We start from the raw sequence: 14,007 nt of genomic DNA on the forward strand, positions 1-14,007 counted from the left end.
CCGAATGCGCTTGCTGTTCGACCCTCTCTAACTTCGTTAAAGAGGGTGAAGAAAGAAAAAAAACTCCCCATCTTTGCGCAGCAGAGAGGGGTTGGGGGTGAGTCAACTCGCCACGCGCACTTTTGTCGAATTTTCCTATCTTGCTTCACCATTCCCATCCCGATGAAAATTTTTAAGGCACTGGTTTCCGTAATCATTACCACAGCCCTCATTTGGGCACTACAAACAAAATTCGGCGATATACCGCCTATAGGTAAGTTCCTGAACCCGGCTACCGGTTTTTGGCAAAATGCCGAAAGCAAAAACATAGATGCCGCCGAAGAACTTAAGCTTGATGGCCTTACCGCTAAGGTAACCGTACAGTACGACGATAACCGCATCCCCCACATCTTCGCCGAAAACGAACACGATTTATACTATGCGCAGGGCTTTATCACCGCGCGCGACCGCCTCTGGCAAATGGATATCCAAACCCGCAGCGCATCGGGCAGATTATCTGAAGTAGTAGGTTCAAAAGCACTGGATGTAGATCGTTACCACCGCCGCATGGGCATGGTGTACGGTGCCGAAAATACCCTGAAAGCTATGATGAAGGATCCCGTGATGAAGGTGGTTATCAACGCTTATACCGATGGGGTGAACAGCTATGTACACCAGTTATCTAAACGAGATTATCCTATTGAATTCAAACTATTGGATTACGCGCCAGAGGAATGGAAGCCCATCAATTGCGCGTTTTTGCTCAAGCTGATGTCGGAAACTTTAGCCGGCGGCACCAACGAACTGGCTATGACCAATGTACTGAATAAGTTTGGAGCGAAGATCACCAATGATTTATTCCCCGATTACCCCATGCACGAGAGCCCTATCATCCCGGTTGGTACCAAATGGGATTTTAAACCCCTGCCCATTCCTGCGCCGCCTGCGGCCTTTAAAGCACAGCTGCTTACGGGCATGAAAATGAAGGAAAGGGTAGAGGGCATAGGCAGTAATAACTGGGCCATCAGCGGCAGCAAAACCGCATCGGGCTACCCCATTTTGGCTAACGACCCGCATCTGGATCTGACCTTCCCATCCATATGGTACCAGATGCAGTTATCGGCGCCCGGCGTAAATGTTTACGGGGTATCGCTGCCCGGTGCGCCTTGCATCGTTATTGGCTATAACCAAAAAATAAGCTGGGGCGTAACCAATGTGGATGCCGATATTCTGGATTGGTACCAGCTGAAATTTAAAGACGAAAGCCGCAACGAATACTGGTACAACAACCAATGGAACAAAGTTATTTACCGCGTTGAGAAAATTACCGTAAAGGGCCAGCCGGATATCATCGATACCGTGCGCTACACCCGTTTCGGCCCGGTGGTTTATGATAATGCAGGCATGGCCAAAGGGCACGATAATATCCCCGTGGGCAATGCTTTAAAGTGGATAGCGCACGAGGAAAGCAACGAGTTTAAAACCTTTTACCTGCTTAACCGCGGCAGCAATTATGCCGACTACCGCGAGGCCTTGAAATACTTCAGCGCACCGGCGCAAAACTTTGTATTCGCCTCTGTTGATAACGATATAGCCATTACCCCAAACGGCAAGCTTCCTTTAAAGTATAAGGACCAGGGCAAATTCCTGATGGATGGCAGCGACCCGGCTAACGACTGGCACGGCTTTATCCCTTTTGAACAGAACCCAACGGTGAAGAACCCGCCGCGCGGCTTCGTAAGCTCGGCCAACCAAAGCTCTACCGATCCAACCTACCCATATTACATCAACTGGCAGTTTGCGCCTTACCAACGTGGCAAGCGTATTAATGACCGCCTCGGTGCGATGCAAAAAGCCACCGCCGATAGCATGCGCATATTGCAAACCGATACCTACAGCATCCGCGCGCAGGATATATTGCCCACCATGCTCAAATATCTCGATGCCAGCAAGCTGGATGAGAACCAAACGGCGGCCCTCAACATCCTCAGGAAATGGGATAAGTTTTTGGCAGCCGACTCGGAAGGGGCAGCTATATTCACCAACTGGTGGAGCAATTTTTACCGGGCCACCTGGCAAAATAATTTCTCTGACAAGGATATGCCGCTCAACTGGCCATCGATGGCAAGGACAGAGGAATTATTGCTGAAAGACCCAAACTCCGTATGGTTCGACAGTAAAAATACCACGATGAAAGAGAACGTTGCCGATGTATTGAGCCGCAGCTTTAATGTAACGGTAGATAAATTAGTAAAAGACCAGGGCAAGCCCGGCAACTGGCAATGGGGCAAAGTAAAACCTTTCGAGGTGCGGCATTTGGCTAACCTGCCAGGCTTTGGCTCAGGCAACTTTGCAAGTGGCGGGGCAGGTTCTACGGTAAACGCGCTTATCGACGGGCACGGGCCATCATGGCGGATGGTAGTGCAATTAGGCCCGCAGGTAAAAGGCTATGGCATATTGCCCGGCGGACAAAGCGGCAATCCCGGCAGCTTTTATTACGATGATATGCTACAGACCTGGAAAGATGGTAAGCTAAACGAACTGCTTTACCTGCAATCGCCAAGCGAAAAATCGCCCCGAATCAAAACAACCTTAACCCTTAGCAAATAAACCTATGTTATTCGCACTGATACTTTTATTATCTTTTATAAGCGGGTTTATACTGCCCTGGTGGGCGGCCTGCATTTTCGCGTTTGCCTCGGCGATTTTTTTAGGCAAGGCATCAGGTCACGCGTTTTGGTCGGGCTTTGGTGCATTGGCATTGGCCTGGCTGGCATTGGCCCTGCTGAAAAGCCTGCCCAATGAGAATATATTGGCTACACGCGTAGCGCACCTGTTTCAATTACCGCATTGGTTGCTGCTCCTGTTGGTAACGGTTTTAATTGGCGGTTTGATAGGGGGGATGAGCGCCATGTCGGGCTTTTTGGTGAAGAGGGTGTTTGAGAAGGAAGGCTAATAAGATGTTGAACATTATAGCCGGATTTTTTAAAAGAACTAAGATAGAGCCTTGGGAAATAGAGGTGCTGCTGGAATCTCTTAAATCTCTTCCGCATGGATATGAAAAGCTTACTGAACAAGTTCAGGCTGGGATATTCAGAGGGGTATTAATTGGCGCAAGCGATATTCCTGGTTATAACACATTTACTTTTAATTCTAAAGTCTTCTCGAAATTTAGCGAGAAGAATGTTGGCCAATACAAAATAACGGGTATTACTGTTCCGGACATAAACACCAAGACGAATCTACAATACACCATTTATGTTTCGTCGGGGGTCATCAATGGGTATTCGTTAAATAACAGGGGAAAGTTTAAGTTGGATGCTAAAACGGTCAACACCGAAAAGATAAAAATCGAATACATTAAAAATCCCGACTATGAAAAAATCAAAGGCATTTTAACTCCCGATGAAACGCAATTAGTTAGCGTTAGCGATGTGTACAATGTGAGTTTAAATAATAAGACCTATTTTCATCTTATAGACCTTGGCGATGGCGATTTCATTGGCATTGATTTAGAAAAAAACGTATATAAAATAACCCATGACCCATTCGAAATAATTCCGGTTAATGGTAACCTGATGTTTGTGTTAGAGCACTTGAACGATTTTGCTTAAACAGAAGCTTCTGGAAATTTTAAAAAGAAAATTCCTTCACCCCATGTGATTTTTCTCCTCTTCCTGCGAATAATGGTATAAAGAAATCACCCAATGACACCGCAGGCCTATAAAGACCAGTTCTTACAACTCATTCAGCAGCATAAAAAGCTGATTTTTAAAGTCTGCAATACCTATTGCAAGGATGATGAGGACCGTAAGGACCTGGTGCAGGAAGTCATCATCCAGCTTTGGCATGCGTATCCCAACTACAACAACAGGTACAAGCTCTCTACCTGGATGTACCGCATAGCGCTCAACACCGCTATCTCCTTTTACCGTTCGCATCATAAAAGGCAATCTGCTACTACATCCATCAACGAGGCCATTTTCGATATTGCGGATGATACCGATACCAGCCGCCATCTCGACGAGAAGGTTATCCTGCTGCACCAATTCATCAACCAGTTGGACGAACTGAACAAGGCGCTGATGATCCTTTACCTCGATAACAACAGCTACAAAGATATGGCCGACATCCTCGGCATCACCGAAACTAACGTGGCCACCAAAATAAGCCGCATCAAACAACACCTTAAGCAACAATTCAACAAAAAATAAAATAAATAGAAATCATGGAACTACAGGAATTACAAAACATATGGGCTGAGTACGACCGCAAACTGGATAGAAACCTACAAATGAATATGCAACTTTTAAAACAACTGAAATTCGATAGAGCAAAGCGTAAGCTTAGTAAGATAGTTTACCTGAAAGTGATAGAAGTGCTACTGCTGATACCAGCAATAATATATCTCGGCAATTTTGCCGCCGACAATTGGCGTATGCCGCAGTTCAGTTTGTCGGCGACAGTCATAGGTTTATTATTTATCTTATTCCTGGTATATGTTATTAAACAGTTAGTAATTACGCGACAGGTTGAAATGGGGTTTGATAACGCCGTAACCCCGATTCAGAAGAAAATAGAGCAACTTAAATTGAGCATTGTTAACTACGTTAAATATATTCTGATACTCTTACCATTATATCCTTTGCTGTTATTATTGGCCGGCAAAATAGTTCTTAACGTTGATTTTATGGAACCTGCATATAAGGCTTATTTTTTATCAAACGTTGCCATTGATATAATTCTATTGCCCCTGGCTTTATGGCTCATCAATAAATTAAGTGTAAAAAATATAAACTCTACCGTTGCCAAAACTTTATTAACGGGCTCCGGCTGGTTTCAGGCGAACGCCGCATACCAATTTTTAGGCGAAATTGAGGAGTTTGAGCGGCAGGGATAGCCTACAGCTTTACTTGCAATTACGCCGTAAGAACGATACCTTGCTACAACCGGATTTTTATGACAACGCTCTCGCCCAAAGCCAAACGGAATATCCTGCGCATCATGCCATTCGGTGTACTGTGGCTGGTATTCAGTTTGGTTTACACCCTGCTGGAGCGCGGCCTGCTGGGCAGGCTGAATTATTACCCATCTACCGGCAACCCTTACTTTTTTACGAGGAATATTGTCACCATGCCCTTTGCTGCGCTGATAACCGGTTTAATTATGGGCGTGCTGGAGGTTTTTTGTTTCAATAAGTGGTTCGTTAAAAAAAGCTTCAGCAAGAAAATCCTTTACAAATCGCTTGTCTATCTCCTGATAATCCTGTTATTCCTCGTCGTCACTTTCATCGGTACGGCCCCCGATGTGTTAGCCGCTTTGGGTCGGAAAGCGTTCTGGAACACTGCATGGGTTTTTTTTACCAACTATTCCATGTTAAGCGTTACTATTTACATCGCTTCCATTATTTTGGTTACGCAATTTTATACCGAGGTAAGCGCTAGCATCGGCCACGCCGCCCTGCGTAATTTCTTTTTGGGGAAATACCACCACCCGGTACAGGAAGAAAGGATATTCATGTTTTTGGATATGCGCTCATCCACCACCATTGCCGAGAAACTGGGCCACGTAAGGTATTTCGAAATGCTGAAGGAGTATTTTGCCGATTTGTCCGAGCCGGTGATAGATTACTCCGGCGAGATATACCAATACGCCGGCGACGAAATGATTATCTCCTGGAAACTCAAGACCGGCCTGCAGAACACCGACTGCATCGGGTGTTTCTTTGCGATGAAAAATGCCCTGGCGCAGCAGGCATCAAAATACGAAGCGCGTTTTGGCTTACTGCCCGGCTTTAAAGCAGGCCTGCATTATGGCATGGTTACCACCGGCGAAATAGGCGTGTTGAAGAAGGAAATTATTTTTACCGGCGATGTGCTCAATACGGCCGCCCGTATACAGGGCCTGTGCAACCAGTTCGATGTGGATATCCTTATCTCCGGCCAACTCGCTAAAGCACTCGGGCCAAATCCCCTTTTCGAAACAAAACCCTTCGGGCTGCATAATTTAAAGGGGAGGGATCAGCAGATGGAAATACATACGGTGTTATATACGCTCTAAAATAGCAGCAACAAAAAAACGCCCCGGCTTTCACCAGGGCGTTTCCGTTTTAGAATATGGTTGCTTATTCAAACGAATTCAATGTGGTTTTCAACTCGGCGATGGCACTTTCGGTGCTGGTAGCACGTTCGAAAATCTGTGCCGAAGTAACGCCCTCGCCATAAAAATCGGCGTTAAGGCTTTTATTAATGGCCAGGTTCGATCCGTTTACGCTGATGCCGGCAAACAGACCTTTGCTGCGCGAATAAGAGTAGATTTCGGCTTCCAGCTTATGATCTGTGCTGGCAGTAGAGCTGCGGCCAACCGGGCCGGCAGCAGCAGAAATATCGCCGCCGATGGTGAAATCGCCGTTTTTAACTTTGGTAAGCACGCCTTTGTTCTTGAAAACCAAAACAAGGTCAACCGATTGTACGCCAATTTGAAAACCGAAGCTGCCGCCCGTAAGGGTAACGAATACCGGGTCGCTCCATTTGCCGCCGGGCAGTTTTACCATAGCCAGGCCCTGTCCGCGTTTGCCGCCTATGCCAAAACCGGCGTTGATAAGTTTCGGTACGATAACGATGCCCTCGTACTCCTTAAGCAAGTCGCTCGGGATGCTTTCTTTCATCTCGCCGAAGGCTTTCAATACATTAGTAGCCTGGTGTATCTTCTCGAGGCCTTTTTCGGTAGAAACCGGTTTGGCCGATGCCAGTATGAAGAATGCGCTTAAGAGAAGCGGCAATCTTAAAAATTTAATAGCTTTCATGATAGATAAGAATGATGTGTAATTATTGATTGTCTTTAGCTATAATAACTCAAAAATGGCCGATTTGTTACACCCGGGAGATGTGCAAATGCTGGCGGATGTGCAGATGTGCAGATTTCAGATGTGCAAATGCTGGCGGATTGCAGATTCAAATGTGCAGACGTCGGCAGATTGCAGAAACCGATAGATATGCAGATGTAGGTAAGTTGCAGGTACATTTGAAACATCTGCCGTATTCCAAATCTGCATATTTGCACATCTGAAATCTGCACATCGAGATGTTTTCCCGCCTGGAATTTTCTGGAAAATCAGCTTAGAAAAGTGTCGAAAAGTTAGAAAAAGCTGGAATTATTTTTGAGGCCGTACAGGCGGCATTTAGCCAAAACAGCCATTCGATGCAAATTTCGCCCTTTTATACTTTTACAGAAAAACCCATAAAAAATTCCGAAAAACACAGAAAAACACAGAAAAACGCGGTTTTTCAGCGACGTTTCAACAAGTTTAAGCCTGTGGCAGGGCGACATCACGGTGGGTCAGCCTTTCCGGGCCCACCCCGATTTTACAGGATTTGTCCAGAATTTCTATAAAATAAAACTGGACAATCACTGCGCGCCAACATGCGTCATCTGCATATCTGGAATCTGAAATCCGCACATCTGACGCATCTTCCTTATCTTTGCAAAAGCATGATCAAGCCGGGTAAAGAAACCATATTCACTTTAAATAACCAAGCCTCATTCAAGGAAGCTGCCTTGCAGGTATTCAGGTATCAGGCGGCAAATTGTGCGGTTTACAATGCGTTTATAGATGGCCTGAGAATAGACCCCGTGCTGGTTTTTGAGCTGGGGCAAATACCCTTTATGCCGGTGGAGTTCTTTAAATCGCACCGGGTTGTTACGGGTGATGCAGAAGCAGAAGTGGTATTCACCAGCTCGGGTACTACCGGCATGGTTACCAGCAGCCACGCCGTTACCGATGTAAGCTGGTATGTGCAAAGCTTTAGGCTAGCCTTCAACTTATTCTACGGAGACATTACAGATTATACCGTGCTTGCCCTGTTGCCGGCCTACCTGGAGCGTGAGGGCTCCTCGCTTATTTATATGGCGCAGGATATGATAACGCAATCGACCTACCCGGATAGCGGCTTTTTCCTGTACAACCATGCCGAGCTTCACGCTATACTTCAAAAACAGAAAGCCACCCATAAGCCAACGCTGCTTATCGGCGTAACCTTTGCCCTGCTGGATTTTGTGGAGCAATATCAAATAGATTTCCCGGGCCTTATCGTTATGGAGACTGGGGGCATGAAAGGCCGGCGTAAAGAGATGATACGCGAGGAACTGCATACCATGCTTTGCGCAGGTTTCGGCGTAAGCGCCATCCATTCCGAATATGGGATGACGGAGCTGCTGTCGCAAGCGTACTCCAAAGGGGAGGGGATATTTAATTGCCCGCCCTGGATGAAGGTTATCACCCGCGATACCAACGACCCATTTACAATGGTTGGCGATGGCAAAACAGGTGGCGTAAACATTATCGATCTGGCCAACATCAATTCCTGCTCGTTCATAGCCACGCAAGATTTGGGCAAGGTGTATGCCGATGGTTCTTTTGAGGTTTTGGGCCGTTTCGATAATTCCGACATCCGTGGTTGTAACTTATTGGTGGGTTAGCCCGTCAATGCACGTAATGGTGCCTATGTATTGCAGGCGTCTTTTCAAAATAGTATCTTACAGCATATTTATGTCCCTGAACTTGTCGCCTGTGATAAACCCGCTAATTAAAAAGGCAATCGTTTTGTGCGCGATGCTATTGTGCATCGTCGCCGCGGCCTATAGCCAAACTTTTTATGTAAATACCAGCAACCAGGAGCTTAAACGGGTTACCATAACAGGCAACGGTCTGGTAACTCAGGATGTAACCGGATGCGGCAATGGTTATTTCTCTATAGCCATTTATCAAAATACGCTTTATTATAACCTTACCTATAGCACTTTGATGAAGGCTACCCTTACCGATGGCAGTACACCATCGGTAAGCGACTGTATCTCTCTGCCTATAACTGTGCCCGCCAATTCGCTCACGGTCGACAAAGATGGCGTGGTGTATTATGCGGCTGGTGGTCAGCTGTACTCATTCGCACCAGGTGCATCGGCAGCGGTTTATTTAGGCGATATGCCTTTCCAATCGGCAGGCGACCTGATGTTTTATAAAGATGAGTTATATATGGCCGCGTATGAGGGTATTGTGAAAATACCCCTTGGAAATCCTGCTTCCGCGAGCCTTTATATCCCTATTCCTAATCGCTCTTTATACGGCTTGGCTACAGTGCTTAAGAATGGCGTAGTTAAAGTATATGCACTCGCCGGCAGCTTTACATCCGGCACCGACCTGCTGGAGTTGGACATGGATGCCCAAAACGTAAAAGGCATTATCGGCACCCTACCTTTCACCGTTTATGACGCAGCCAGCAGTACTGAAAATGGCATAGTGCCCGTGATAGACCTGCAGGAACTTAAAATAAACCAGGAATGCCGAGCGATAAATAAAGGCATCATAGAGGTGATATGCAAGCCGCACACCAGCGAATACACCTATACCCTCAATACCGGGCAAAGCAATACCTCGGGCATCATTACCCCGCTTGCGCCGGGCAGTTACCGTCTTACCATTACGTCTAACGGTGGCGAGTTGCCTGTCGAAACCGACTTTGTAATCCCCGATTACAGCCTGAACAATCCGGTAATCAGCATCGTTAAAAAGAACGCGGTATGCGATGTGCCTGGGGAGATTACCCTCAATACAGCAAGCGGCAACACCACCTATGCCATTCAGTACAACAACGCGGTTTACGAGTTTGGGCATAAGTTTACGGGGCTGGCAGCCGGCAGCTACCATTTTACCATTATCAACAAAAATGGCTGCCTTATTGATGAAAAGGATTACGTGCTGGAACAGGATATTTGCCCGCTCATAGAAATTACCGGCGTACAGTTTTTGCAGGAATGCATCAATTACGCCAACGCCAACGTGACTGTTATTACCGCTCCGCACCCCGATACTTACACCTATTCGCTCAATGGCGTTACAGGTTTGAGCAATTCCTTTGCCAATGTGCCGCCGGGGACTTATACGCTGGTGGTGACTTCATCCGGCGGCGACCGCAAAGAGCAGCAGGTATTGGTTCCTGCAATTTCGGCCATAAACAAACCTGCCCTAACTTATATCGTGCGGAACGCGGTTTGTACCGCACTGGGGCAGATAACCTTTATTGCCGCAGGGGATTTAAAAGGGGCAACTAAAATAAAGCATGGGGCAGATGTGTACGCCATAAGCCAAACCATAAAAGGATTAGTGCCGGGAAGCAACCATTTCACAGTATTGACTGCAGAGGGCTGTATATTAGACGAACTGGACGTAACCATAGGGCAGGACCGCTGCGATATGGTTACCTTCCCCAACACCTTTACGCCCAACGGCGATGGCGTGAATGATGCTTTCAGGCCCGACCCAAACAGTAATCCAATTGGCATTGAGTACTTTATATACAACCGCTGGGGCGAGCAATATTTCCATTCGAGAAACCTTAATGGTGGCTGGGATGGCAATTATAGGGGCAAGCCGGCATCAGCAGGCGTATATTATCTGGTTGCCAAGTACACCATGGGCGATGGGTTGAGCCATATGCTTAAAACATACATTACCTTGTTGAGGTAACATGCCGGAAGTTTTTTTCGGTATAAAGCGTATATTTACAAGCGGTATATTATTGTTATTTTTGCCGCCGATACAAAATATCAACCATCATCATGATAGAGAAATTCTTAAAGGAAGAACAAGACCCCAAAGCCGTTGAACGTATTTACGGCCGCCTGGTAGATTTGCTGTCTACCGGCGAGGAGATATTATACATAGCGGTGCAAAAGAAACCGATAGTGAACCTGTTCCCCGATTGTATTGCGCTTACCAACAAGCGTATCTTGTTTTTTACCCCGGCAAACCTGGGGCTATCCATCAAATTCGTTGATTTTGTATGGAAGGACATCGTAGATGTTTACACCCGCGAAGAAATAATAGGCGCCATATTCAGCGTAAAAACAACCAATGGTGCCGAAATGGGTGTGGATTACCTGCCCAAAGTACAAGCCCGTAAACTGTACCAATATGCACAGGAACGGAAAGAAGCCGAACGCGAAGCCCGTCGCCTGCGCGATCTGGAAGAAAAACGCGCCGAATCTGGTTCGATGCAGATAGAACAAGCGGCGCCGCTTGCTTTTCAGCCCGCTGCGCCGGTATATCAGCCGCCTGTTGCGGCTCCGGCACCTGTGCCCACCCCGCCGCCTGCATCTGTTGCACAGGAAGAGCCTAAAAAGGATGAGTTGACCGAGAAGTTGAAGAGGCTAAAGACGCTTTTTGAGAATGGGTTGATATCGCAGGAAGAGTATAACGCCAAGAAGCTGGATTTACTGAGCGATTTTTAATTCGCTTTATTGCCATAAAATATAAAAGCCCTAAACAGTTGTTACTGCCTAGGGCTTTTGCTTTAGTAGGACTGCGATTATTCAGCAACAATCAAAAAATAATTCCTCTTTCCTTTTTGTACTACTAAGTATTTGTTATTGATAAGGTTAGCAGTACTATAAATATCATCCGGCGTGCCAACTTTTTCTTTGTTTATGGCAACGCCGCCGCCCTGTATCATTTTCTTGGCTTCGCCTTTTGATGGGAAAATTGTCGTCTTTGCTGCCAGTAAATCGGTTACGGGCACGCCGCCTTCCAGCTCAGCCGTGCTGATGGTGAAGTTGGGTACGCCGCTGAATATCGCCAGCACTTCGTCGTCGTTAAGTTCACTTAAGAACTCGATTCCTGTATTGCCGAACAAAAACTCGGTTGATTTAATAGCCTTTAAGAAACCCGCTTCGCCATGCACGCGCAGGGTGATATCTTTCGCCAGGGCCTTTTGCAGCGTGCGCAGGTGGGGGGCTGCATCATGCTCAGCCTCTATAGCTTCGATGGTTTCCTTATCGAATAGCGTAAATATCCTGATGTATGATTTGGCGTCGTCGTCGCCGGTGTTTAGCCAAAACTGGTAAAACTGGTAAGGCGATGTTTTTGCCGGATCTAGCCAGATGTTGCCCCCTTCGGATTTTCCGAATTTAGTGCCGTCGGATTTTTTGATGAGTTGTGTGGTTAGTGCAAACGCTTCGCCGCGACCTTTGCGGCGTATCAGTTCGGTACCGGTTACGATGTTGCCCCACTGGTCGCTACCGCCCATTTGCAGTGCGCAGTTTTTATTTTTCCAGAGGTAGTAAAAATCGTAGCCTTGCACCAATTGGTAGGAAAACTCGGTGAACGACATGCCTGTTTCGCCTTCCAGCCTTTTCTTTACCGAATCTTTGGCCATCATGTAATTAACGGTAATATGCTTGCCTACATCGCGGATGAAGTTGAGGAAATCGAAGCCTTTGAACCAATCGTAGTTGTTTACCATCTGGGCGCTGTTTTCGCCGCTGCCGAAATCGAGGAATTTCTCCAATTGGCTTTTAATGCCGTTGAGGTTGTGTTGTAGGTCTTCTTCGCTCAGCAGGTTACGTTCGGCAGATTTGCCCGATGGATCGCCTACCATGCCGGTTGCGCCGCCTACCAATGCATAAGGCTTATGGCCGGCACGCTGGAAGTGTATCAACGTCATTATCTGCGCCAGGCTGCCTACGTGCAACGAATCGGCCGTTGGGTCGAAACCGATATAGCCGGAAACCATCCCTTTATTCAGTAATTCTTCAGTCCCGGGCATTATATCGTGCAGCATGCCGCGCCAGCGTAATTCTTCTACAAAATTCATGTTGTGTGTATGTTATCAATCCCGATAGCTATCGGGACGGCAAAGATAGCAGTTTATCTTTTGCGCGTAAATGTAATTCAGGCTTTTTGCCCGTGTAAACGCAGGGTGATATTGCCATTACATCTGTGTAAAGCCTTTTTTATGTGCCGAATTTTTCGTTTCTTGCTGATGACGTAATATTTTAGCCCTCGCTCATGAACTTTTTGTCGCATTATTACTTCGATAAGGATACGCATAATTGCTACTTTACCTTAGGTACTGTATTGCCCGATCTCTTGAAAAATGCCGATAAAACCATCGTGTTGCACCCTGAAAAACTGGTGCATAGCAACCCGCAGATAAACTCTATTATACAAGGCTGGAACAAGCACCTGCTGGTTGATAAGTACTTCCATTCGTCGGAATTCTTTTTGCTTCATTCTCACGCGCTTAAGAATCTGCTTGCCCCTGCCATTGCCGGCTCGCCCGTAAAGCCATTCTTTCTGGGGCATATTACCATTGAGTTGATACTGGATAACCTACTCATTACTACCAATAAAATAGTGGTAGATGATTTTTATGGCCATCTGGATAGCTGCGATATCGAAGTCATCAACGAGTTCCTGGCTTTCGCGGGCATGAAGAACCCTGCGATATTCGGGAAGTTTTACGCTGAGTTCAAAAGAAGCCGGTACCTGCACACTTATGCCAACCTTAGCCAGGTAACCTATGCCCTCAAACGCATCTGCATGCGCGTATGGCGCGATCCTTTTACGCCCGGGCACGAAACTGCTATGACCGAAGTGGTATTAGCCTACCGCCTGGGTTTGTTGGATAGTTTTATGGAGATATATGAGGAGATAGGGGAGAAACTGTAACTATTGCATAAGTATGGATATTGAGAAATTTAAGGCGGAGTGGGGTGAACTGGGTACTGTTTTTATTTCGGGATTTCAGTATTTTAACGACGGCAGCCTTGTATTGTACCTCACGGAGGACGGTAATGATAGGAAGTTGCGTCACCGTATTCTTTGCACGGGAGTATTAGGTTTTCACGATAGAGGTTTAGTGGGCAAAGAGGTAACTTATTTTGACATTAATGAATTAGCAGGTGTCAAGTATTGGTTTTATGCCCAACAAGTTGGATTATATCCCAAAGACTATATCGAACTTGTACTGACAGATGGCCTCCATTATGATAAGCGCGAGCTTATCATTGCCTGTAAGGATGCCTTTATTGATAACAAATAAATTTTACTACGCCTTTTTAATTCTCAACACCGAACTTTTTTTAAAAAGTTGTCAAATCTTTACCGGTAAGCTGCGTTAGCGATAGTAGTGGAAACCCCGGAATGAAGCGGCGCTTCTATCAGCGGCGCGGAATGAGGAATTGCAACGGATA

Annotated in this window: 13 protein-coding genes; 11 read left to right on the forward strand and 2 right to left on the reverse strand. The window is 46.4% G+C overall.

Annotated elements, in window-relative coordinates; all coding sequences use genetic code 11:
• The first annotated feature begins 162 nt into the window (after nucleotides 1-162).
• The 6 genes from AC1DXC_RS08355 to AC1DXC_RS08380 all read left to right on the forward strand — a co-directional run bounded on the left by AC1DXC_RS08355 (nucleotide 163) and on the right by AC1DXC_RS08380 (nucleotide 6,039).
• Nucleotides 163-2,589, forward strand: coding sequence for a penicillin acylase family protein (locus tag AC1DXC_RS08355; protein WP_477458690.1), 2,427 nt, complete (start codon nucleotides 163-165; stop codon nucleotides 2,587-2,589).
• A gap of 4 nt (nucleotides 2,590-2,593) precedes the next feature.
• Nucleotides 2,594-2,935, forward strand: a complete 342-nt coding sequence (locus tag AC1DXC_RS08360; protein ID WP_477458691.1) for a hypothetical protein — start codon at nucleotides 2,594-2,596, stop codon at nucleotides 2,933-2,935.
• Nucleotides 2,936-2,939: 4 nt separating this feature from the next.
• A complete protein-coding gene (locus AC1DXC_RS08365; RefSeq protein ID WP_477458692.1) occupies nucleotides 2,940-3,593 on the forward strand; it encodes a hypothetical protein in 654 nt (217 codons plus the stop codon).
• Between the two features lie 93 nt (nucleotides 3,594-3,686).
• Entirely contained in the window at nucleotides 3,687-4,193 is a 507-nt protein-coding gene (locus tag AC1DXC_RS08370; RefSeq protein WP_477458693.1) for an RNA polymerase sigma factor, read from the forward strand.
• Nucleotides 4,194-4,207: 14 nt separating this feature from the next.
• Complete coding sequence (locus AC1DXC_RS08375) at nucleotides 4,208-4,879, forward strand: hypothetical protein (protein ID WP_477458694.1); 672 nt, start codon at nucleotides 4,208-4,210, stop codon at nucleotides 4,877-4,879.
• Nucleotides 4,880-4,938: 59 nt separating this feature from the next.
• Nucleotides 4,939-6,039: an adenylate/guanylate cyclase domain-containing protein gene (locus tag AC1DXC_RS08380; RefSeq protein WP_477458695.1), complete on the forward strand. Its 1,101-nt coding sequence runs from the start codon at nucleotides 4,939-4,941 to the stop codon at nucleotides 6,037-6,039.
• Nucleotides 6,040-6,103: 64 nt separating this feature from the next.
• Here AC1DXC_RS08380 and AC1DXC_RS08385 read toward each other — a convergent pair whose 3' ends face one another.
• Entirely contained in the window at nucleotides 6,104-6,784 is a 681-nt protein-coding gene (locus AC1DXC_RS08385; protein ID WP_477458696.1) for a lipid-binding SYLF domain-containing protein, read from the reverse strand.
• A gap of 686 nt (nucleotides 6,785-7,470) precedes the next feature.
• On the opposite strand from AC1DXC_RS08385, the gene AC1DXC_RS08390 reads away from it, so the two are divergent.
• The 3 genes from AC1DXC_RS08390 (at nucleotide 7,471) to AC1DXC_RS08400 (ending at nucleotide 11,265) form a co-directional block, all read left to right on the forward strand.
• Nucleotides 7,471-8,457, forward strand: a complete 987-nt coding sequence (locus AC1DXC_RS08390; RefSeq protein WP_477458697.1) for a LuxE/PaaK family acyltransferase — start codon at nucleotides 7,471-7,473, stop codon at nucleotides 8,455-8,457.
• Nucleotides 8,458-8,527: 70 nt separating this feature from the next.
• Nucleotides 8,528-10,501 (forward strand): gliding motility-associated C-terminal domain-containing protein, encoded by a 1,974-nt coding sequence (locus AC1DXC_RS08395; protein ID WP_477458698.1) that lies wholly within the window; start codon nucleotides 8,528-8,530, stop codon nucleotides 10,499-10,501.
• Between the two features lie 92 nt (nucleotides 10,502-10,593).
• Entirely contained in the window at nucleotides 10,594-11,265 is a 672-nt protein-coding gene (locus AC1DXC_RS08400; RefSeq protein WP_477458699.1) for a PH domain-containing protein, read from the forward strand.
• A 77-nt stretch (nucleotides 11,266-11,342) separates the two neighbouring features.
• Here AC1DXC_RS08400 and tyrS read toward each other — a convergent pair whose 3' ends face one another.
• On the reverse strand, nucleotides 11,343-12,626 hold the full coding sequence (gene tyrS / locus AC1DXC_RS08405) for a tyrosine--tRNA ligase (protein WP_477458700.1): 1,284 nt from the start codon (nucleotides 12,624-12,626) through the stop codon (nucleotides 11,343-11,345).
• A 194-nt stretch (nucleotides 12,627-12,820) separates the two neighbouring features.
• On the opposite strand from tyrS, the gene AC1DXC_RS08410 reads away from it, so the two are divergent.
• The gene (locus AC1DXC_RS08410; protein ID WP_477458701.1) at nucleotides 12,821-13,483 is read left to right on the forward strand and encodes an ACP phosphodiesterase; all 663 of its coding nucleotides are present in this window, start codon (nucleotides 12,821-12,823) and stop codon (nucleotides 13,481-13,483) included.
• Between the two features lie 13 nt (nucleotides 13,484-13,496).
• Complete coding sequence (locus AC1DXC_RS08415) at nucleotides 13,497-13,856, forward strand: hypothetical protein (RefSeq protein WP_477458702.1); 360 nt, start codon at nucleotides 13,497-13,499, stop codon at nucleotides 13,854-13,856.
• The last annotated feature ends 151 nt before the right edge of the window (nucleotides 13,857-14,007 follow it).

The organism is Mucilaginibacter sp. P2_D11 (assembly GCF_056404435.1).